This window comes from Micromonospora sp. NPDC050397 (genome assembly GCF_044901685.1).
Taxonomy (GTDB): Bacteria; Actinomycetota; Actinomycetes; order Mycobacteriales; family Micromonosporaceae; genus Micromonospora_G.
On record NZ_JBJDPS010000003.1, the window covers coordinates 473,216 to 493,904 of the forward strand.

At 72.6% G+C, this 20,689-nt stretch carries 17 protein-coding genes and 2 pseudogenes; 8 read left to right on the forward strand and 11 right to left on the reverse strand.

What is annotated here, in order from left to right; translation table 11 throughout:
- Window positions 1-48: 48 nt before the first annotated feature.
- Window positions 49-1,398 carry an MFS transporter gene (locus ACI2K4_RS13165; protein WP_404510832.1) on the reverse strand — a complete coding sequence of 450 codons (1,350 nt, stop codon included), beginning with the start codon at window positions 1,396-1,398 and terminating at the stop codon, window positions 49-51.
- A gap of 118 nt (window positions 1,399-1,516) precedes the next feature.
- Window positions 1,517-1,825, reverse strand: coding sequence for an MGMT family protein (locus ACI2K4_RS13170; RefSeq protein WP_404510834.1), 309 nt, complete (start codon window positions 1,823-1,825; stop codon window positions 1,517-1,519).
- 61 nt (window positions 1,826-1,886) lie between these two features.
- Here ACI2K4_RS13170 and proB point away from each other — a divergent pair, with 61 nt between their 5' ends.
- The gene (gene proB, locus ACI2K4_RS13175) at window positions 1,887-2,996 is read left to right on the forward strand and encodes a glutamate 5-kinase (RefSeq protein ID WP_404510836.1); all 1,110 of its coding nucleotides are present in this window, start codon (window positions 1,887-1,889) and stop codon (window positions 2,994-2,996) included.
- Window positions 2,997-3,064: 68 nt separating this feature from the next.
- Entirely contained in the window at window positions 3,065-4,309 is a 1,245-nt protein-coding gene (locus ACI2K4_RS13180) for a glutamate-5-semialdehyde dehydrogenase (RefSeq protein ID WP_404510838.1), read from the forward strand.
- Window positions 4,310-4,349: 40 nt separating this feature from the next.
- On the opposite strand, the gene ACI2K4_RS13185 is transcribed toward ACI2K4_RS13180, so the two are convergent.
- The 5 genes from ACI2K4_RS13185 to ACI2K4_RS13205 all read right to left on the reverse strand — a co-directional run bounded on the left by ACI2K4_RS13185 (window position 4,350) and on the right by ACI2K4_RS13205 (window position 11,592).
- The gene (locus ACI2K4_RS13185) at window positions 4,350-5,198 is read right to left on the reverse strand and encodes a squalene--hopene cyclase (protein ID WP_404511804.1); all 849 of its coding nucleotides are present in this window, start codon (window positions 5,196-5,198) and stop codon (window positions 4,350-4,352) included.
- A 229-nt stretch (window positions 5,199-5,427) separates the two neighbouring features.
- Window positions 5,428-6,648 carry an adenylyltransferase/sulfurtransferase MoeZ gene (moeZ, locus tag ACI2K4_RS13190; protein WP_404510840.1) on the reverse strand — a complete coding sequence of 407 codons (1,221 nt, stop codon included), beginning with the start codon at window positions 6,646-6,648 and terminating at the stop codon, window positions 5,428-5,430.
- A gap of 103 nt (window positions 6,649-6,751) precedes the next feature.
- On the reverse strand, window positions 6,752-7,657 hold the full coding sequence (locus ACI2K4_RS13195; protein ID WP_404510842.1) for a DUF3152 domain-containing protein: 906 nt from the start codon (window positions 7,655-7,657) through the stop codon (window positions 6,752-6,754).
- A gap of 18 nt (window positions 7,658-7,675) precedes the next feature.
- Window positions 7,676-8,638, reverse strand: coding sequence for an alpha/beta fold hydrolase (locus ACI2K4_RS13200; protein WP_404510844.1), 963 nt, complete (start codon window positions 8,636-8,638; stop codon window positions 7,676-7,678).
- Window positions 8,639-8,685: 47 nt separating this feature from the next.
- Window positions 8,686-11,592, reverse strand: coding sequence for a hypothetical protein (locus tag ACI2K4_RS13205; protein ID WP_404510846.1), 2,907 nt, complete (start codon window positions 11,590-11,592; stop codon window positions 8,686-8,688).
- Window positions 11,593-11,742: 150 nt separating this feature from the next.
- Here ACI2K4_RS13205 and ACI2K4_RS13210 point away from each other — a divergent pair.
- A pseudogene (locus ACI2K4_RS13210) lies at window positions 11,743-12,378 on the forward strand (TetR/AcrR family transcriptional regulator); the annotation flags it as partial.
- Between the two features lie 152 nt (window positions 12,379-12,530).
- Window positions 12,531-12,755: a DUF3107 domain-containing protein gene (locus ACI2K4_RS13215; RefSeq protein WP_121158362.1), complete on the forward strand. Its 225-nt coding sequence runs from the start codon at window positions 12,531-12,533 to the stop codon at window positions 12,753-12,755.
- Between the two features lie 179 nt (window positions 12,756-12,934).
- Here ACI2K4_RS13215 and ACI2K4_RS13220 read toward each other — a convergent pair whose 3' ends face one another.
- The gene (locus ACI2K4_RS13220; protein ID WP_404510848.1) at window positions 12,935-13,657 is read right to left on the reverse strand and encodes a ferritin-like fold-containing protein; all 723 of its coding nucleotides are present in this window, start codon (window positions 13,655-13,657) and stop codon (window positions 12,935-12,937) included.
- Between the two features lie 287 nt (window positions 13,658-13,944).
- Between ACI2K4_RS13220 and ACI2K4_RS13225 the strand changes: the two genes are divergently transcribed.
- Complete coding sequence (locus ACI2K4_RS13225; RefSeq protein ID WP_404510850.1) at window positions 13,945-15,699, forward strand: DEAD/DEAH box helicase; 1,755 nt, start codon at window positions 13,945-13,947, stop codon at window positions 15,697-15,699.
- Window positions 15,700-15,884: 185 nt separating this feature from the next.
- Complete coding sequence (locus ACI2K4_RS13230; protein ID WP_404510852.1) at window positions 15,885-17,039, forward strand: class I SAM-dependent methyltransferase; 1,155 nt, start codon at window positions 15,885-15,887, stop codon at window positions 17,037-17,039.
- A 19-nt stretch (window positions 17,040-17,058) separates the two neighbouring features.
- Here the strand turns inward: ACI2K4_RS13230 and ACI2K4_RS13235 are convergent, their stop codons facing one another.
- Window positions 17,059-17,466: a hypothetical protein gene (locus ACI2K4_RS13235; RefSeq protein ID WP_404510854.1), complete on the reverse strand. Its 408-nt coding sequence runs from the start codon at window positions 17,464-17,466 to the stop codon at window positions 17,059-17,061.
- Between the two features lie 284 nt (window positions 17,467-17,750).
- Between ACI2K4_RS13235 and ACI2K4_RS13240 the strand changes: the two genes are divergently transcribed.
- Complete coding sequence (locus ACI2K4_RS13240; protein WP_404511806.1) at window positions 17,751-18,212, forward strand: helix-turn-helix domain-containing protein; 462 nt, start codon at window positions 17,751-17,753, stop codon at window positions 18,210-18,212.
- Between the two features lie 23 nt (window positions 18,213-18,235).
- Here the strand turns inward: ACI2K4_RS13240 and ACI2K4_RS13245 are convergent, their stop codons facing one another.
- Both ACI2K4_RS13245 and ACI2K4_RS13250 read right to left on the reverse strand, forming a co-directional pair.
- Window positions 18,236-19,225 carry a hypothetical protein gene (locus ACI2K4_RS13245; protein ID WP_404510856.1) on the reverse strand — a complete coding sequence of 330 codons (990 nt, stop codon included), beginning with the start codon at window positions 19,223-19,225 and terminating at the stop codon, window positions 18,236-18,238.
- 11 nt (window positions 19,226-19,236) lie between these two features.
- Window positions 19,237-19,506: pseudogene (locus tag ACI2K4_RS13250) on the reverse strand (metal-sensitive transcriptional regulator); the annotation flags it as partial.
- Window positions 19,507-19,754: 248 nt separating this feature from the next.
- Between ACI2K4_RS13250 and ACI2K4_RS13255 the strand changes: the two are divergent.
- Window positions 19,755-20,681 carry an NlpC/P60 family protein gene (locus tag ACI2K4_RS13255; protein WP_404510858.1) on the forward strand — a complete coding sequence of 309 codons (927 nt, stop codon included), beginning with the start codon at window positions 19,755-19,757 and terminating at the stop codon, window positions 20,679-20,681.
- Window positions 20,682-20,689 lie beyond the last annotated feature (8 nt).

Below are 20,689 nucleotides of genomic sequence, written 5' to 3' on the forward strand. Positions count from 1 at the left end.
CCCCTGTTATCGGATTCGGTCGAGGAAGGGCCCCTTGTTAACACCGGATCATGCCGCCGACTCGGCTTCGGCGAGGCGGTCGGGGGTGAGGTCGTAGCGGCGCAACAACAACAGCGGCAGGCCGACCAGCACGGCCGGCAGCACGGTGAAGCCGAGCAGCACCCCCAGCCGGGCGGTGTCCGACTGGGCGGCCGCCGTACCGGTGTCCGACGAGACGTAGCCGAAGAGCTGCAACACCAGTCCGTAGATGCCGGGACCGAAGGCCAGCCCGAGGGTCTCCCCCGCCGTCCACACACCGGTGAAGACCCCGGCCTGCCGGCGACCGGTCCGCGCGGTGTCGTACGCGATGCAGTCCGGCAGCATGGCGAACGCGAACACCTGGAGGCCCGCGTACCCGCAACCGATCACCACGACCACCAGGTACGGCGACGGGTACGGCAGCACCGGCGCGGCGACCAGCGCGAACGCCCCCACCGCGAAGACCAGTGAGGCCAGTACGAAGGCCCGCAGCTTGCCCGTCCGGGCGCCGATCCGGGACCAGAGCGGCATCACCAGCAACGCCGGTCCGACAAAGGCGGCGAACACCAGTGTGGTCCCGGTGCCGGCGTCGTCGAGCACCTGCTCGACGAAGTAGTTGACCCCGGCCAGCACGGTCGCGGTGCCGGCCGACTGGATCACAAAACACGCCAGGAGCAGTCGGAACGGCCGGTTTCCGGCCACCACCGCGAGCTGCGCCCGCAGCGTCGGCTCGCTCTCCCCGACCGTGCCGACCGGAACGTCCCTGGTCCCCAGGAAGACGCCGACCGCGCCGACCAGGATCAGTACCCCGACGAAGAGCCCCATCCAGCGGTGTCCCGGCAGGCCCGACCCACCCGCGTCCACCACCATCGGGGCGACCGCGCCGGAGACCAGGATGGCGACCGCCAGCACCGCGATCCGCCAGGTCATCAGGTGGGTCCGCTCCTGGTAGTCGGCGGTCAGCTCGGCCGGCATCGCCACGTACGGCACCTGGAAGAGGGCAAACGCGGTCGCCGCGGCCAGGAAGGTGACCGCTACGTACCAGCCGGCGTCCGTGCCGGTGCCCACCGGACCGGCGAACATCACCGCGAAGAGCACCGCCAGGGCCACCCCGCCGAGCAGAAGGTACGGCCGGCGCGGCCCCCACCGGGACCGGGTCCGGTCGGAGATCCGGCCGACGACCGGGTTCACCAGCACGTCCCACGCCTTCGGCAGCAGCACCAGCAGGGCAGCGACACCGGCCGCTACGCCGAGCGTGTCGGTCAGGTACGGCAGCAGCACCAACCCCGGTACGGTGCCGAAGGCGCCGGTGGCCAGCGATCCCAGCGCGTACCCGACGTGGACCCGACGGGGCAGGCCGGTGCCCGACGAGGCATTCATGGGGCGGAATGCTAGTGGCGCGCTCGGTCCCGGCGTACCCACCGAAGATCCGGTGCTGATCGTCCGGTCAGTTGCCGGATGCGGATCGTCCGCTCGTCGGCGGCTGTCGACGGTTTGCTCAGTGTTCGGGTGACCAGGCGGCGGCGCGCAGGTCCACCCGCTCCCCGCGCATCGCGGTGCCCTCGGCGACCAGCCGGGCCCGCGCCCTCGTCTCGTGCCCCGGCGGCAGCCGACCGGCGGAGTTGACCACCCGGTACCAGGGCACCCCGCCACCGTGCCGTTTCATGATCGAGCCGACCTGACGGGCGGAGTTGCGTCCGGACCGATCGGCGAGGGCGTCCGCTATCGCCCCGTACGACATCACCCGTCCCGGCGGGATCCGTTCGACCAGGGCGAGCACCGCCTCCACGTACTCTTCCGTAGTCACGAATCACCAGCATATGGGAGCCGAACCGCACCTAGCGACGGTCGCCGCGCAGAATGGGCGGGTGCGTGAAGCAGTAACGGCAGCGCGGCGGATCGTGGTCAAGGTCGGCTCGTCCTCGTTGACCACCGCCAGTGGCGGACTCGACACCGGTCGGGTCGACGCCCTCACCGACGTACTCGCCGCGCTGGCGGAGGACGGCCGGGAGATCGTGCTCGTCTCCTCCGGTGCGATCGCCGCCGGCCTGGCCCCGCTGGGGCTGCCCCGCCGACCGCGTGACCTGGCCACCCAGCAGGCCGCCGCGAGCGTCGGGCAGGGCCTGCTGATCGGCCGGTACGCGACCAGCTTCGCCCGGCACGGGCGCACCGTCGGACAGGTTCTGCTCACCGTCGACGACGTGACCCGACGGGTGCACTACCGCAACGCGTACCGGACCCTGCGCAAGCTGCTCGACCTGGGTGCCGTACCGATCGTGAACGAGAACGACACGGTCGCCACCGACGAGATCCGGTTCGGCGACAACGACCGCCTCGCCGCCCTCGTCGCCGCCCTTGTCCAGGCCGACCTGCTGGTGCTCCTCTCGGACGTCGACGCCCTCTACACCGGCGACCCGACCCGGCCGGAGAGCCGCCGGATCGAGGAGGTGCACAGCACCGACGAACTGACCGAGGTCGCCATCGGCCGGGCCGGTCGCTCCGGGGTCGGCACCGGCGGCATGGTCACCAAGGTCGAGGCGGCCCGGATCGCCACCGGCTTCGGTATCCCGGTGGTGCTCACCGCCGCGCCGCTGGCCGCCGAGGCGCTGGCCGGCGCCCCGGTCGGCACGTTGTTCCACCGGGCCGTGCACCGCCCGACCGCACGCCTGTTCTGGCTGGCCCACGCCACCTCGCCCCGGGGCCGGTTGCACCTCGACCCGGGCGCGGTCCAGGCCGTGGTGGGGCGGCGCAAGTCACTGCTGCCGGCCGGCATCACCGCCGTGGACGGCACCTTCACCGCCGGGGACCCGGTCGACCTGGTCGACACCATGGGCACGCCGGTCGCCCGTGGACTGGTCAACTACGACGCGGTGGAGCTGCCCGGCCTGCTCGGGCGTACCACCCTCGACCTGGCCGCCGCCCTCGGACCCGGCTACGAACGTGAGGTCGTGCACCGCGACGACCTCGTGCTGCTGTGAACAAGGGCCCCTTGTTAACGCTATGCGTTAACAAGGGGCCCTTCCTTACACCCAAGAGGGGGTTGGAGTTGAGCGTCACCGAACAGGCGCGCCGGGCCCGTACGGCGGCCGGTGTGCTCGCCACCGCGACCCGTACCGCCAAGGATGCCGGGTTGCACGCGATGGCCGATGCGCTGGTCGCCCGTACGCCGGAGATCCTGACCGCGAACGAGGCGGACCTGGTCGCCGGCCGGGCGGCCGGGCTCTCCCCGGCGATCCTGGACCGGCTGGCCCTGACCGGGGACCGGGTGGCCGGGATCGCCGACGCGCTGCGCGAGATGGCCGCGCTCGCCGACCCGGTCGGCGAGGTGGTACGCGGCTCGACCCTTCCCAACGGCCTGGAGCTGCGCCAGATCCGGGTCCCGTTCGGCGTGGTCGGGATCATCTACGAGGCTCGACCGAACGTGACCGTCGACGCGGCCGGCATCTGCCTGAAGTCCGGCAACGCGGCGCTGCTGCGCGGGTCCTCGTCGGCGGCGCACTCGAACGCCGCACTGGTCGCGGTGCTGCGCGACGCGGTGGCCGGGGCCGGGCTGCCGGCCGACGCGATCCAACTCCTGGACGCCTCCTCCCGGGACTCGGTCAAGGATCTGATGCGCGCCCGTGGCCTGGTCGACGTGCTGATTCCGCGCGGTGGCGCGTCACTGATCCGGACCGTGGTCGAGGAGTCGACGGTTCCGGTGATCGAGACCGGCGTCGGCAACTGCCACGTCTACGTGGACGCCGGGGCGGACCTGGCGAAGGCGATCGGCATCGTGCTCAACTCCAAGACCCAGCGCCTCTCGACCTGCAACACCGCCGAATCGCTGCTGGTGCACGCGGAGATCGCCGACGCGGTCCTGCCGCCGTTGCTCGCCGCCCTCGCCGACGCGGGGGTGACCGTGCACGGCGACGACCGGGTCCGCGCGCACTCGGCCGCCGTGGTCCCGGCGACCGAGGAGGACTACGGCGCGGAGTACCTTTCCGCGGACATCTCGGCCGCCGTGGTCGACTCGCTCGACGCCGCGGTCGCGCACATCAACCGGTACGGCACCCAGCACACCGAGGCGATCGTCACCGACTCGGTCAGCGCGGCGCGGGAGTTCGTCGCCCGGGTCGACTCGGCGGCGGTGATGGTGAACGCGTCGACCCGGTTCACCGACGGCGGCGAGTTCGGCTTCGGCGCGGAGATCGGCATCTCCACCCAGAAGCTGCACGCCCGGGGCCCGATGGGGCTCCCCGAGCTGACCTCGACAAAGTACGTCGTCACCGGCGACGGCCACCTGCGCGGCTGACCCGCTGGGCAAGATCCGGGTCGGCCGCGAGCGGGCCGGGTCAGCGGCAGGCGCGGATGGCCAGTAGCGCGGTGTGCACGTCGAACGTGTTGTTGTCGTCGCTCGGCCAGCCACCGTCGCTGCGCTGGGTCTCGGCGAGCCGGCGACGGGCGGCGACCAGCAGCCGGTCGTCCGGGCCGAGCCCGACCCGGACCAGCGTCGAGGCCATCCAGGCCACGTCGGCCGGGGCCATGCCGGGCAGCCGGTCGCCGAGCACACCCTGGATCCGCGCGGCCTCGTAGAACAACTCCTGGCGGTGGAGCACGGCGGCGGAGAGCCAGCCGGCGGCCAGGAAGGATGGCCAGGTGCCGTCCGCCGCGAGCCGGTCGGCGATCGCCCTCGCGGCGGCCCGCACCGGTCCGGCGTACGCCAGGTCGGACGGGCCGGCGGCGCGGTCGTCCAGCCCGGCCACGGTGAGCCAGAAGCCGGCGTTGGCGGTGAGCAGGAGGGCGGCCTCGGGGTCACCGGGCTTTGCCCAGCTCGGCGCCTCCCGGGCCAGCGACTCGTCCTCCTCCCAGGTGCCGTCCGCCCGCTGACCGGCGGCGAGCCAGTCCAGGGCGCGCCGGGCGGCGGGGCGGTGGAGCGCGCCGAGGTCGTCGAGTTCGGCCAGTCGGAAGCAGGTCGCGTCGACGGAGGCGACCCCGGCACCCCAGACCGCCGGCCAGCCACCTTCGGGAGCCGAACCCATCTCCGCGTCGGCGAGGATCTCCGCCGGAGGCTCCGCACCCGTACGCAACCAGGAGAGCCGAGCCCGGTCCACCGCGTCGCCGTGCGCCACCACGAAGCCGATCGCACCGTCCAGGTCCACCCCGGAGGAACCGCTGCTCAGGTCAACGGGGAAGCCGCCCATGTCCACCACGGGAGAGAAGGCTACCGCCGGGAAACTTCTGCCGCCTCGGTAAGTCAGCCGAGGTCAACCACCCGTCCAGCAGCGGCAACCATCGTCCGTGATCGATCAGAACCGGGCGCACCGACAGCAAAGGCTCCTTCCGCCCCACGGATCCGGGGCGGAAGGAGCCCGCACACGACCTTCGGTACGCGACCACTGACCCTCCGTGGTCACCACTGTGACGAGACGATCAGTACGCCGGCAGCGCCGGGTCGACCTGCTTGATCCAGGCCAGCACCCCACCCTGGACGTGTACGGCGTCCCGGAACCCGGCCGCCTTCAGCGCCGCCAGCGCCTCGGCCGACCGCACACCCGACTTGCAGTGCAGCACGATCTGCTTGTCCTGCGGCAGCTTGGCCAGCGCCTCGCCGGAGAGGATGTCGCCCTTGGGGATGAGCGTCGAGCCGGGGATGCGGACGATCTCATACTCGGCCGGCTCCCGTACGTCGACCAGGAAGTGGTCCTTGCCGGTCTCCTGCCACTCCCTCAACTCGGAGGCGGTGATGGTGGAACCGACCACGGCGTCCTCGGCCTCGGCCGACACCGCCCCGCAGAAGTCCTCGTAGTCCTCGAGCAGGTCGGTCACCGTCGGGTTCTCCCCGCAGAGCACGCAGGACGGGTCCTTGCGGACCTTGATCTTGCGGTACTCCATCTCCAGGGCGTCGTAGACGGTCAACCGACCGACCAGCGGCTCCCCGATGCCGGTGAGCAGCTTGATCGCCTCGGTCACCTGGATCGAGCCGATCGACGCGCAGAGCACGCCGAGCACGCCCCCCTCGGCGCAGGACGGGACCATGCCGGGCGGCGGCGGCTCCGGGTAGAGGCAGCGGTAGCAGGGGCCGTGCTCGGCCCAGAAGACCGACGCCTGCCCGTCGAACCGGTAGATCGAACCCCAGACGTACGGCTTGCCGAGCAGCACCGCCGCATCGTTGACCATGTACCGGGTGGCGAAGTTGTCGGTGCCGTCGAGGATCAGGTCGTACTGGCTGAACAACTCGCGTACGTTGTCCCGGTCCAGGGCGGTGTTGTGGATCTCGATGTTGACCAGCGGGTTGATCTCGCGCACGCTGGCCGCGGCGGACTCCGCCTTGGAGCGGCCGATGTCCGACTGGCCGTGGATGATCTGGCGCTGGAGGTTCGACTCGTCGACGGTGTCGAAGTCGACGATGCCGAGCGTGCCGACGCCGGCCGCGGCGAGGTACATCAGGGCCGGCGACCCCAGGCCACCGGCGCCCACACAGAGCACCCGGGCGTTCTTGAGCCGCTTCTGCCCCTCGACCCCGACATCCGGGATGATCAGGTGGCGCGAATAGCGGCGGATCTCGTCAACGGTCAGCTCGGCGGCGGGCTCGACGAGCGGGGGCAACGACACGGTGAACTCCCCGGAATCGATGGTGGTCTGCCGCGCCATTGTCACTCGACCGGGTAGGCATTGACCATGAGGTGGAACACCCGTCCCGGCAGTCGGGGCGGGAATAGCCGTGCGACCGGCGCCACCGGGACGGGTGGGGGCGTCAGACGGGCGCGCCCTCGTACCGCTCCCCGTCGAGGTACGGCCAGGGGTTGACCGTACAGCCGCTGAGGAAGAGCGTCTGTTGCTGCATCACCGGCGCCGGCCGCCCCTTGCCGGGACACTGCTCGTGCCCGTGCCCCAACTGGTGCCCGGTCTCGTGGTTGATCACGTAGAGCCGGTACACGTCCAGCGGCACCTTGGCCTTGACCATGTGGTCGACCGAGAGCATCCAACGGCTCAGGTTGATGATGACCTTGCCCGGGGTCCGGCACGACGTGTACGGCTCGCCGTCGATCCGGATGTCGGTGCCACCGGCGGCGCACATCCGGCCGGCGGTGCTCCCCGTGGCAAGGTAGACGGTGAAGTCGTAGTTCGCCCCGCCCGGAACCCGCTGCAACCGCAACTGCCCGCTGCCGGTCCAGCTCCGTGGGTCGCTCAGGGTCTGCTCGACCACCTCGGCGAACTTCTCCGCGTCCTGGCCGGAGCCGTTTTCGGTGGCGACCCGGTAGCGCCGCAGCGTGCCCGCGTGCCCGGCCACCTTGCCCAGGCCGGGCGCGAACTCGAAGCTGTCCTGCCCGCTTCGCGGAACCGGCCCCGACTCGCGCAGCAACGGTGGCGGTTGCGGTGACGCGGTCACGCTCGGCTGGGCACTCGGCGTCGCCAGCGGCGTGACGTCGACCGACGGCTCCGGCCCGGCTGCTGCCACCGACTGCTCGTCCGCGGTGAGCCGATCCACCAGCGGCGGCCCGACCAGCCCCGCGAAGACCCCGGTCGCCGCCAGCAGCAACGCGCTGAAGATCGCGAGCGACCGACCGGGCGGCGGTCGCCGCCGCCGGATCCCTCGGTACCGGTCCGAGTCGTTTGCCTTGCTGACCCGAGCGCGGGGCCGGGAACTGGAAGTGGGCATTGCTGACAGCGTGCCATGTCACACTGCGTGGCGCAGTACCCTCGCCTCATCCAGCAACGCGGCCACCGCACGGGCCACCGTGCGGGGAACCTCCAGTTGCGCGACGTGCCCGACGCCGTCGAGGATCAGCAGCCGGCTGTCCGGGATCACGCGTGCGGCCTGGGGCGCCACCCTGATGTCGACCAGCCGGTCCTGCCGGCCACCGATCACCAGCGTCGGCGCCGTCACCAGCCGGGCGATCCGCCACAGCGACCCCGACCCGGGCAGGTACGCCCGGACGAAGCTGCTGACCAGCCCGCGCAGCGTACGCAGGTAGGCCGCCGCGTAGTGGTCGGCGGTGTAGCGGATCCGGATCTCCTCGATCGCCTCGCGTCGCCGCTGCTCGTTGATCCGGGAGAGGTCGGCGACACAGGCCGACAGCACCTGCGTCGCCATCTCCTCCGGCGCCATCTGGGTCAGCCGGCGGTACGCAAGCCGCTCCGCGAGCGGCACCGCCAGCAGCGGCAGCATCCTGCCCTGCAACGATCGGCGCGGGTCGAGGAAGGGCATCGCCGGTGAGATCAGCGTGAGGGTACGCACCAGGTCCGGGCGGAGCCCGGCCACCCGGACCGAGACCGCGCCGCCGAGCGAGTTGCCGAACAGGTGCACCGGCCCCCGGTCGGCGTACTCCAGGTAGCGGATCACCCGGTCGGCGAAGGCGGGCACGGTGTAGCTCCGGCCCGGTTCGCTGAAACCGAATCCGGGCAGGTCGATCGCCTGTCCGTCGAGCCGGTCGGCGAGCAGACCGGCCAGGTCCGTCCAGTTCTGCCCCGACCCGCCGAGGCCGTGCACGTAGAGCGCCGGCTCGGTGCCCGGACCGGTGGCCGGGGTGTCCCGCACGTAGGTCACCAGGCCGTCGAGCAGCACCGGCCGGCCGGGCCAGGGCGGTGGACACCCGCCCTGGCGGAGCAGTTCGTCCGCCCCGAGCGACGCACGCTTCATCCATCAAGTGTGCCGCGCACCCCTGACGTACGGCGGCTTTCGCCGACTCAGGCGAGCAGCGCCTCCAGCCGGCGGTTGACCGCCGCCAGGGTGGCCCGGACGACCGCCTGGCGCGGATCACCCGCGACCAGTGCCGAACCGGCGAGCTGCTCCACCCACCCGTCGCAGACCAGCAGCACGACCACGGTGGCGACCTCGCAGTTGCCGAACGGCACCACCGCCGCGTGCTCGACAAAACAGCGGCCGGTCTCGGTCACCCGTTCCGAGGTGTTCAGCAGTTCGTCGATCGCGGCGGCGGCGGCGACCGCGCAGAGCCTCAGCACGTACCCGTCGACCGCCGGGCCGGTCGCCAGCCCTTCGGCGCGTTGGGCGGCGGCGGCGAGCCGTACCTCGACGGTGGCCTCCAGGCCGAAGGTGCTCACCTGGACGTGGTCCAGCACCACCCGGGGGCCGGGCGGCCCGCCCGGGTTGAGCGGTCGCGAGGGCGCGGTCTCGGTCGTGGTCGGCTGGCCACCGGAGTACGACGCACCGGCGGTGACCGGGCTGCCGGTGGCCGTACCGGAGACGTTGGACATGCCGGAGACGCTGGACGTACCGGAGACGCTGGACGTGTTGGCGGAACTCCCGCCGCGTTCGTCGACGGCGGCCCGGCCCTGGTGGCTGGGACGACGCCGACGCGCCGCCTCGTCCGGCCCGCCCTCGGGCGTGCCCCGACGCCCGTCCTGCTCCTCGGGCACCGGCGGACCGGAGGTCGGCACGGCGGAGACGGGGACACCGGAGACCGGGGCACCCGGCAACATCCCGCCGGGCAGCGGGGTGCCCGGCAACATCGCCCCGGGGACCGGCGTACCCGGAAGTTTCGGCGCTGCGGCGAGCCCCATCCGGTCCTGGAGCAGCCTGGCCACCTGACGGCTCACCTCGGCCGGGTCGGCGCCGTCGGCGAGATCCAGCCGCAGGCTGTGCGCGCCGGCGGGAGTGGTGGTCAGGGACGCGTCGCGCACCCCCGGCACGCCACGGACCGCGGCCAGGATGGCCTTGACGTCGAAGCCGTCCGGGCGCTCCCGAGGCTGGGCCGGTGCGTCGTCCCGGCGCAGGTGCGTCGCGATCCGGGCCAGTTCCGGCGTCTCGGCCGACTGTTCGCCCGCGATCGGCTCCGGCATGGTCGGTACGTCCGGCTCGGCCGGGACCCGCTGCGGCAGCGCCTCCGGCTCGATCTGGTGTCCCGGACCGCCCGCCTCGGCTCCGGACGCGGTGGGGTAGCCCGGATAGGGCGCCTCCCACGGCCGCTCGGCGGCGGGATAACCCGGTGGCCCACTGACCGGCATCGGCTCACCCGGCTCGCCGGGCACCGGATAGCCACCCTGTCCTTGGGACGGATAGCCGCCCTGGCCCGGGGGCGGATAGCCACCCTGGCTCGGGGGCGGACCGTAGCCCGGACCGGGCTCGGACGTCGGGGTCGGTTCTCCCGGCCAAGCCGGGGAGTCGTCGCGGCGGGCCCGCCGCGCCTCCGGCTCCGGGCTTGCCTTGGCCCACGGCGGTGCCCAGCTCGACGCCCAGCCGGGCCGGGACTGCTCGGCCTCGGGCTCGGGCTCACGCGCGGCGCGCGGCCACTCGGCACGGCTCTCGGCGGCCGCTGGCTCGGGCGCGGAACGGGACCAGTCGGGAGCGCCGGGGCCGCTGTTGCCGGCCCCGGCCTCGGACTCCGCCTCGTTACGTGTCCAGGACGCCACGGCGGCTCGTACCTCGCTGCCGGAACGGGCCCAGGCCGGGCGGGTCGACTCGCCCCCCTGCGCGCCGGTCTCCGGACGAGCCCAGGCCGGACGCGGTGGTTCGGCCCCGGAATCCCCGTCGGCACGCCCCCACGGTTTCCTGGCGCCGCCACCGCCCTCGGACATCGCGCTCGCCTGGGCCCAGTCCGGCCCGGCGCTCGCGTTCTCGCCCGTGGTGGTGGTGCGGGCCCACCCGTTCTGCGCACCGGAACTCGACCGGGCCCAGGCGGGACGCTCCTGGCTCGCCTCGGCGGGCGGCTCGGCCTGTCCCGGGTGCTCGTTCTGCTCGGTGGCGCCCCGGTGCCCGATCGGCTGGTCCCGGTCGGCGGGAAGCGTACCGGCCGGGCCGTTGCGGTCGGACTGACCCGGCTCGCCAGGAGCCGGAACCGACCGATTCGGCCGGACCAGGTCGTAGTTGGGTACGGCGCGCAGATTGCGGACCGGCTCGGGACCGCCCGTGCCCGGTGACACCGGTTGGGCCGGCGGGGCCGAGGCCGGGCTGTTCGCCTCCCGCCACCGCGCGGCACGGTCCTGCGCGCCCGGGTCGTCGGGCACGCCGGAGACCGGCGAGAGACCGCCCGCCGCCGGACCCGCCCCGCTGGTCGGGGAGTTTCCGAAGGGGTACCGCGCCGACTCCGGCTGCTCCGGTGTCTCGCCGGCTCCCGGACCCCGGTCCTGGCCGCCGGCCGGTCGGTCGGCGGCGGACCGCTCGGCCGGGGACGGCGGTCGGGGCGCCGGCACCGCGATCCGCTCGGGTCCGAAGTCGTCGAACTCGTCCTGGTACGGGTACGGCGGCCCGCTGGCCGGTGCCCGGTACGGCGCAACCGACTGCTCCGGGTAGTGCTGGTCCGGGTGCTGGTCCGGGTAGTGCTGGTCCGGATAGTGCCGTTCGTCATAGGCGTTGCCGTTGACGGGCTGCCCGGAATCGCGGGACGCGCCCCCGGGCGCCGGGTCGGCGTACCGCGAGGCGGGGTCACCCGCCCACGACGGTGGCGCCGGTGGCTCCACCGGCTGGCGCCACTGCGGCCGTGATCCGGGTCCGCCGTCGGCCGGATTGGCCGCGCGGGGCCAGCCCGAATCGGCGGCTGCCCAACCACTGGCCGGCCGGGCCAGGTCACCGTGCGGACCTGCCCCGTTGCCGTTCTCGCCGGGTGCGGCGGCCCCGGGTTGCCCTGTTTCGTCCACCGTGCGCTCCTTGGTCGCCCCCGCTGAGGCTACCGTGTGGTGACAGTGGCGATAAGTTACAGCGGTGGGCTAATTCGGCGGCACGACGCGGTGCGTCGATCCGCTCTGATTGAGGTCGATGGTTGTGCGACGTGAGACACGGAGGTACCGATGACCGCTGCTGCGGAGAACGGTGCGCAGACAGCAGGCCGACCTACCCGTCTGCCCCGCTCGGCTCGGCGCAAGCAGTTGCTGGCCGCCGCACAGGAGGTGTTCGTCGCTCAGGGTTACCACTCTGCGGCGATGGACGACATCGCCGAGCGGGCCGGCGTCTCCAAGCCGGTGCTCTACCAGCACTTTCCGGGCAAACTAGAGCTGTACCTGGCGCTGTTGGACACCCACGCCGAGGCGATCGTGGCGAGCGTCCGGGACGCGATGGCCTCGACCCCGGACAACAAGGAGCGGGTCAGCGGCGCCGTACGGGCGTACTTCGATTTTGTCGACCACAAGAGCGAGGCGTTCCGCCTGGTCTTCGAGTCGGACCTGCGTAACGAGCCGGCGGTCCGGGAACGGGTCGAACGGGTCGAGCAGGGCTGCATCGCCGCGATCGCCGACACGATCATCTCCACCACCGGCGTACACCGGGCACGGGCCGAACTGCTCGCCTCGGGTCTGGTCGGCGCGGCCGAGACGGCGGCCCAGTTCTGGCTGGCCGGCGGCCGCCAGGTGCCGAAGTCCGAGGCGGAGGCGCTGCTCGCGGCCCTGTCCTGGCGCGGCATCGCCAGCTTCCCGCTCCAGGACGAAACCGGCTTGCCGCAGGACGAGAGCCGGTCCGACCACGGCGGGTCCGCCCGCCACGGGGCGAGTCGCGACCCTTCGAGCGAGTCGGCCTGACAGATACCTCCGCTCATCGGATAGCCTTCGCAACGGCGAAGTATCGCCCTGGATGAGGAGGTCCCGTGGAGGTCAAGATCGGCGTGCAGTACGCGCCGCGCGAGTTGGTGCTGGAGAGCGCGCAGACGCCGGCCGAGATCGAGCAGATCGTGACCGACGCCATCGCGAACGACGGCACCCTGTCCCTGACCGACGAGAAGGGCCGCCGGATCATCGTCCCGGTGACCAAGGTCGCCTACGTCGAGATCGCCGAGGCGTCCCCCCGGGCCGTCGGGTTCGTCGCCCGCTGACCTGGTCCACGCCGGCGCGCTGACGTCCCGACACCGGTCCCGACGGCCGGTCCGGGACGGGCACGCCGGCCTCGGGCGTCGGCTCGGGCACACCGGCTCGGTTCTCCCGGTCCGACAGCACAGCTCACCCGTCCCAGTCCGACCGCGTCGGCTCAGTCATCCAGTCCGACCGCGTCGGCTCAGTTGTTCAGTCCGACCGCCGCCATCCGGTCGGTGTGCGCGGCGGTCAGCCGCTGGAAGAGCGCCGGCACCCCCGGCTCGCCGCCGGCTCCGGCCGAGAGCAGCGCGGTCAACGTAACCCGCTCGCCGGCCAATCGCCCCGCCTGCGACAACCCCTCGCCGACCAGCCGCCGGGCCCACATCGAGAGCCGGTTGGCCACCTTCGGGTCGGCGGCGATGGCGGCCCGGATCTCCGCACCCGCGAACTCGTCGTACCGCGAGTCGTGCAACACCTCCAGGACCAGTCGCCGGTCCGGCTCGCCGAGCCACAGGGCGATCTCCCGCAGGAAGTCGTCCGCGATCGCGTCCCCCACGTACGCCTTGGTCACCGCCTCCAGCCAGTCCCGGGGCTCGGTCGAGTCGTGATATCCCTGCAACGCGGTGGCGTACGGCGCCATCGCCTCGCCGGGCGCCGCCCCGAGTTCGGTCAACCGGTCCGCGATCCGGCGGTAGCTCGCCATCTCCCGCGCCGCCATCTCGCTCAACCTGGCTCGGCGGGACAGGTCAGGGGCCAACCGGGCGTCGGCGGCCATCCGGTCGAAGGCCGCGAGTTCCCCGTACGCCACCAGGCCGAGCAGGTCGGTCACCGCCTCGGCCGGCGGTGCGATGGTCGCCGTACCGGACACCGGGGTCGATACCCGTACACCGGGAACGTGGTACGGGGATTCGCTGGGACCAGACACGGTCGCACGTTACCGCCGATGTAACGCACGCCACAGCTTTACCCCCCGGCGTGACCCCGGTCAGCCGGAGTAGGGGCGACATTTGCCCGGCTCAGGTAACATGGAGCAGTTGCCGCAGGTCTCGAGAGCATCGAGTCAGGTTTCGAGAGCATCGAATTCCTTCCTGCGGCGCGCGTGCGGCCCGGTTCTGCCCGGCATTCAGCCGAGAACCGTGTGGCCCGCGCCACACCGAGACAGCGCCCTACGGACTGACGGGGCGCACCACGAGAGGGCACCCCCACAACCACATGAGCGATCACATCGAAGAAATCATGGCTGGCCAGGCATTGGCCGCCGACGCTCCGGTACGTCCGGAAGCCCCGACCTTCGCCGCCCTGGGCGCGCGTCAGGAGACCGTCGACGCGCTGGCCGCGGTCGGTATCGTGCGCGCGTTCGCGATCCAGGAATACGCCCTGCCGATCGCACTGCGCGGCACCGACCTGATCGGACAGGCGCCCACCGGCACCGGCAAGACGCTCGGTTTCGGCGTACCGCTGCTGGAGCGGGTCACCGCACCGGCCGAGGGGAGCGACGGGATCCCGCAGGCGCTGGTGGTCGTACCAACCCGCGAACTGGGCTTGCAGGTGGCGAAGGACATCGCTGCGGCCGGAAAGACGCGTGGCGTACGGGTGCTGCCGATCTACGGCGGCGTCGCGTACGAGCCGCAGGTCGACGCGCTGCGCAAGGGCGTGGAGATCCTGGTCGGCACGCCCGGCCGGTTGATGGACCTGGCCAAGCAGAAGCACCTGCGGCTCGACCGGGTGCACGCGCTGGTGCTCGACGAGGCCGACCGGATGCTCGACCTGGGCTTCCTCGACGACGTCGAGAAGATCCTGGCGATGCTGCCGGAGAAGCGGCAGACCATGCTCTTCTCGGCCACCATGCCGGACCCGATCGTCACGCTGTCCCGGCGTTTCCTGCGCCAGCCGGTCACGATCCACGCCGGTCACACCGCCGAGACCGGGCCGTCGCCGCAGACCCAGCAACTCGTCTACCGCACCCACTCGATGAACAAGGTCGAGATCGTCGCCCGGATCCTCCAGGCCGAGGGGCGCGGGCTCACGATGATCTTCACCCGGACCAAGCGGGCCGCCGACCGGGTCGCCGAGGACCTGGACTTCCGGGGTTTCGCGGTCGCGGCCGTACACGGTGACCTGGGCCAGGGCGCCCGCGAGCGGGCGCTGCGTGCCTTCCGTACCGGAAAGATCGACATCCTGGTCGCGACCGACGTCGCGGCACGGGGTCTCGACGTCACCGGTGTGACGCACGTCATCAATTACGACTGCCCGGAGGACCAGGACACCTACACCCACCGGATCGGCCGGACCGGCCGCGCCGGTGCCACCGGTGTCGCGGTCACCTTCGTCGACTGGGACGACATGCCCCGGTGGCGGATCATCGACAAGACCCTCGGGCTCGAGATGCCGGAGCCGCCGGAGACGTACCACACCTCCCCGCACCTCTACACCGACCTGGACATCCCGACGAACATCTCGGGCACCCTGCCGACCGCCGAGCGCACCCGCGCCGGGCTCTCCGCCGAGGTCGAGGAAGACCTCGGCGGCCGGTCCCGGGGCGCACGCCGCCCGGAGGGCCGCGACGGCGGCGGCCGGGGCGGGGCCTCCCGTGGCCGGGGACGCCGGGAGAGCGGCGGACGGTCGACCGGCGGCGGCGACGTCGGCGTGGAGACGACCGACGAGGTCGTCCGGACCAGCACCCGGCAGCGGCGCCGTCGTCGTGCCGGCGAGGTTGTCGCCGGGGCGGAGACGAGCGCGACCAGCACCTCCGCGAACGGCGCCGGCACCGGCAGCGCCGTTCCGACGGTCACGTTCAACGACGGCAGTGGACCGGCGGACGGGTCCGCCGACGGCGCCGAGAGCGCCGGCACCGGCCGGACCCGTACCCGGCGGCGTCGTCGCGGTGGGCGCGGTTCACGGGGTACGGCGACCGACACCGGTACGACCGACGGCGGTCAGGGCGACGCCGGCCCGGCCGACGCCTGATTCCTCGACATTTCTCGACATTCCTCGACGCCTGATTCCTTGACGTCGGGCCGATCGGGGACGTCGGGCCGATCGAGCGGGTCGCGGCGGGCGGGCTGAGCCTGGCCGGCCGGAGGCGACCCACTCGATCGGTGCCACCCGGCGTCGGCAATTCCCGAACCCGTGCTGGAGAAGGCCAGGTAGCCGTGCCGGAACAACTCGAACTCGCCCTCGCCGAGGTGCGTGCGCTGCTGCTCGCCCCCGGACTGACCCGGGCGGTGGCGGCCGGCCGGCGTCGGGGACAGGCACCCACCCTGGTCCGCGCCGAGGTCCGACCGGTCACCCTGAAGGCCGGACCCCGGCTTCAGATCGCCACCTTCGACGGGTCCCGGCCGCACACCCGCAACGTGGCACCGGGCCCGGAATCGGACGCGGCCGTGGACGCGCTGCTGGCCGAGCCATTCGGCAACTGGCACGTGGAGACCGCCTCCGCGACGGTCCAGGTACGGGTGACAAAAAAGGGCGACGCGCAGGTCCACCGGGCCGCCGCCGAGCGCGCTCCCGCCCCGCCGGCCGGGAACGACCGGGCGAAGGAGTACCTGCTCGATCCCGGCGACCCGCTCTTCGCCGCCATCGGCGGCAACGGGGCGAAGCGTCGGCAGGTCGACGCGTTCCTGCGGGCGCTCGCGGCCACCCTGCCGGGCGAGCTGACCGGTCCGTTGCGGGTGGTCGACCTCGGCTGCGGCAACGCGTACCTGACGTTCGCCGCGTACCGGTACCTGAGCGGACGGGGAGTGGACGTCGAGGTGGTCGGCGTCGACGTACGCGAGGACCAGCGGCAGCGCAACACCGAACTGGCCGAGCGACTCGGCTACGCCGACCGGGTACGTTTTGTCGCCGGCACCATTCTGGACGCGGTTGTCGAACCCGCGCCGGACCTGGTGCTGGCCCTGCACGCCTGCGACACCGCCACCGACGAGGCGCTGGCCAGGGCGGTGCGCTGGGACGCGCGCTGGGTGCTCGCCGCGCCCTGCTGCCATCACGACGTGGCCCGGCAACTGCGGGGCAGGCCGGCTCCGGAGCCGTACGACCTGCTCACCCGCGAGGGCATCCTGCGGGAGCGGTTCGCCGACGTACTCACCGACGCGCTCCGCGCCGGGCTGCTCCGGCTGCACGGGTACCGGACCGAGGTGGTCGAGTTCGTCGACAGTCAGCACACCCCGCGCAACCTGTTGCTGCGCGCCCGCCGGACCGGCACCGAAGCGACGCCCCAGCAGCGGACGGAGTACGAGGGCCTCGTGTCACAGTGGCAGGTGAAACCACACCTGCGGACCCTGCTCGACCGGCCGACCGCCGACTGACCCGTCCCGCCGACGTCGGTCAGTACTGGCGGTCGCCGTTGCTGTCGCCCGGCGTACGACCGGACGGGCTCGCGGTGTCGTAGACGGCGGTCGGGAACGGTACGACGTTGCCGGTGCTCTCGGGCTCCGCGTTGCCGACGGCGGCGAACGCGTTCCAGGAGATGTCGACGAGCAGTCGCTTGAGCTCCGCGTGCCGTTGCGCGGCGTCGCGTTGCAGCGCCATCCGGACGCCCAGCAGCACCGATACCAGGGTGGTGATGATGGTGCCGGTGGCGGCCAACACGTGCAGACCGGTGGCGTTCGTCCCGGTGAAGACGAGGACCAGCAGCCAGGCCCAGAAGCCGGCCGCGAAGAGCGCGGCCTTGACCACGAAGAACAGGCTGATCGCCCCGGGTCGGTGCGGGAGCGGTGAGGCTGGAGTGGCCACGTGTACCTCTGCATTCGCCTTGCTCGGAAACGCCGATGAATCATCGACGACAGACGACGTGCGCGGTCTCCCCCCGGGCCGGCGGTGGCCGACCGATCCGCGCGAGGGTCGAGCATAGTGGATTCAAACGATCACCAGGAGTGCTGGTCGGCACGGGTGCCACGATCTCCGCGACAGTCCCGGCCACGAGACCGGTCGATGCCTACCTGAGTGGCGACGCGTCCGGTTGGCACTAGGCTCAGGGGGCAAAGGTCGTGCTCCAGCAGGAGGGCTCTCCACCGACGATGGGTGCCGCATCGGATTCGCCCCAGGCGGCATTCGCCCGCTTCGTACGCCGGGCCATCGACGACGCCAAGGACGAGCGCGGCTGGAGCGTCACCGACCTGGCCGCGCACACCGGGGTCGGACGGTCGACGGTGTTCCGCTGGCTGGCCGGCGACTGGCACGACTATCCGGAGCTCGCCAAGGTGCGCGGCTTCTGCATCGCCCTGGACGTGCCGGTGGCGGCGGCGTTCCGGGCCCTCGGCCTGCCCGACGGCGAGCCGCTCCAGCCGGAGCCGGCCGCGCCGCCGGTCGGTCGTTCCCGGGCCACCGGCGCCCGCAGGCGCGCCGACGGCCAGGCCGACGCCGACGTACGGGTGATCCTGTCCCGGCTCGCGGACCCGACCGTGCCGGCGGACGAGAAGCAGCTCATCCGCGACCTGCTGAGTTACCTGGCCCGTCGGCCGGTCCGCCGGGCCGGCTGAGGTCGCCCCGGCCCGCTCGCGGATCAGGCGACGGTCAGGGTGAGCTCGGCGGTCCGGACCACGCCGCCGACCTGGAAGTCGAAGAAGAGGCGGTAGTCGCCGGGACTCGGCGCCGCGAGCCAGAACTTGACCGCTCCGCCGACCAGTTCCGCCTCCGGGTGCACGTGGACGTAACCCATGTCACCGGCGCGCAGCGCGACCAGGTGGCCGTACGAGCCGAGGTAGCGCTCCAGGCCGGCGACCGGGCTGCCGTTGGCGAAGACCCGGAACAGTACGGGCGCGCTGGCGCCCAGTTGTGGGGTGCCCTCGTAGGTCACGGTGAACTCCCCGACCGACGCCTCCCGCGCCGCCGGTGGCAACCCCCGGGGGACGTAGTCGCCGTTGACCACCAGGTCGACCCCGAGCGTGACGGCGGTCTGCTTGCCGGCCGCGTCGGGCGCGGTGAAGTCGGCGTACGCCCGCCAGATGCCGGGAGTGGCCAGCGTCAGCGGAACGCTCCAGGTCCCGTCCGGGGCCATGGTCGGGTGCACGTGCTGGTAGCCGGAGAGGTCCCGCCGGGCCACGATCATGTGCAGCGGCTTCTCGTGCACGACGGCGAAGTTGGTGACCGGCTTGCGGTCGGCGCCGAGCACCCGGAACTGGAACGGCTGGCTCTGCCCGACCTGGAACGCGCCGGTCACCGGGACCATGGTGAAGCCGGCCGAGCTGAGCGCCAGACCGCCCACCTCGCCGGCCGACGGACCGGTGCCGGCGCTCGCCGGACCGTGCTCGTGCGGCGCGGTGCCCGGCGCGTGGGTGTGGTCGCCGCTGGTCACGCCCGCGGGGGCGGAGGTGCCCCCGCTGTCGGTGTTGAGCCGACCGAGGCCGAACCCGCCGACCAGGGCGAGGATCAGTCCGCCGACAAAGAGCGCCATCCGCCCCCCACCGGGTGCCGGGACCGGCGCCGGCTCGATCGCGTCCGGCTCGTCGGTCAGCTCCCGCTGGTCGCGCGTACCGGCCTGCTCTACGGACATCGGCTGGTCTCCTACGAGCGCACGAGTCTGGCGATGGCGTCAGACGCTTCTTTGACCTTGGCGGACGGGTCGCCGCCGTCCCGGGCGGCCTCCATCACGCAGTGCGCGATGTGTCCCTCCAGCAGCCCGACGGCGACCGCCTGAAGCGCCTTGGTCGCGGCCGAGATCTGGGTCAGCACGTCGATGCAGTACGTGTCCTCCTCCACCATCCGGTGCAGGCCGCGCACCTGGCCCTCGATCCGGCGGAGCCGGCCAAGGAGGCGCTGTTTGTCCGATGCGTACCAATATGGACCATGTTCGGACGTCTCGGTGGAAGGCGCGACGGCGTCGGTGACCGGCTCGGGGACGGCACCGGGAGCGGCGTCGGATACGGGGGCGGCCGACGGCTCGTGGGTCATGACGAGCAGGATACCCCGGTGGCATCCATGTCCATCTCGATCGATGCCGTCGCCAACGTCGATGATCGATCGTTGGACAGGTCGTGCCGACAACCGTCGTACCGCGCCGCAGTGCGGCGTTCGCTGCCGGGGTGTCCGTTCTGCTGGCGCTCGCGCCCGGCCCGGCCGACGCGCAGCCGTCCGACCGGACCACCGAGCAGCAGCTCGCCGCGGCGACCGAGCAGCTCGAAGTTGTCATCGAGCAGCACAACGACCTGCGGGTGGAGCTGGGCGAGACCCGGGACCGGGCGGCCGGGCTGGACCGTGAGCTGGCCACGCTGACCCAGGATCTGACCGTGCAGCGCGAGGAGGCGGCCAGGCTCGCGGCGCAGGCGTACCGGGGACACGGCGGGCAGCCCCTCGCCGCGGTCTCCGCCCTGCTCACCGCGACCACCGACGACCTGCTCGGTTCCCTGCTGATGCTGAACCGACTCAGCCGGGACCAGCGCCGGGTGATCACGCGGCTCGCCGACACCCACGAGCGGCTCTCCGCCGCCAGGGCGACGGCACGGGTCCTCGACGTCCAGCAGCGCACGCAGGAGCGCCAGCTCGCGGCGCGGCAGCAGCACATCGAGCAGGAGATCCGCCGACTGAGCCGACTGCGGGACGCGGCCGGCGAGCGGGAGCCGGCCGCGCCGCGTACCGCACCCCGCCCACCCGAGTTGGGCAGCGGGGCCGCCGCGACCGCGGTGCGATTCGCGTACGCCCAGCTCGGCAAGCGCTACCAGTGGGGCGGCGAGGGACCCGACGGGTACGACTGCTCCGGCCTCACCACCGCCGCCTGGCGCGCGGCCGGGGTGCGGCTGCCACACAACGCGGCACGGCAGTGGCGGGCGGTGAAGCGGATCGGACGCGCCGAGCGGCAACCCGGTGACCTGGTCTTCTACTACGCCGACATCCACCACGTCGGGATCTACGTCGGCGACGGCCAGATCATCCACGCCCCCAGAGCGGGCAAACCGGTCCAACTGGACCGGGTCGAGTTCCAGCCCATCCACGGCTACGGCCGCCCCGGCTGAGCCCGCCG

Coding starts and splice junctions, on each gene's coding strand:
- ACI2K4_RS13185 (WP_404511804.1), bottom strand. CDS start 5,198: ATGGGCGGCTTCCCCGTTGACCTGAGCAGCGGTTCCTCCGGGGTGGAC.
- moeZ (WP_404510840.1), bottom strand. CDS start 6,648: ATGGCGCGGCAGACCACCATCGATTCCGGGGAGTTCACCGTGTCGTTG.
- ACI2K4_RS13240 (WP_404511806.1), top strand. CDS start 17,751: ATGGGTGCCGCATCGGATTCGCCCCAGGCGGCATTCGCCCGCTTCGTA.
- ACI2K4_RS13200 (WP_404510844.1), bottom strand. CDS start 8,638: ATGAAGCGTGCGTCGCTCGGGGCGGACGAACTGCTCCGCCAGGGCGGG.
- ACI2K4_RS13225 (WP_404510850.1), top strand. CDS start 13,945: ATGAGCGATCACATCGAAGAAATCATGGCTGGCCAGGCATTGGCCGCC.
- ACI2K4_RS13165 (WP_404510832.1), bottom strand. CDS start 1,398: ATGAATGCCTCGTCGGGCACCGGCCTGCCCCGTCGGGTCCACGTCGGG.
- ACI2K4_RS13245 (WP_404510856.1), bottom strand. CDS start 19,225: ATGTCCGTAGAGCAGGCCGGTACGCGCGACCAGCGGGAGCTGACCGAC.
- ACI2K4_RS13195 (WP_404510842.1), bottom strand. CDS start 7,657: ATGCCCACTTCCAGTTCCCGGCCCCGCGCTCGGGTCAGCAAGGCAAAC.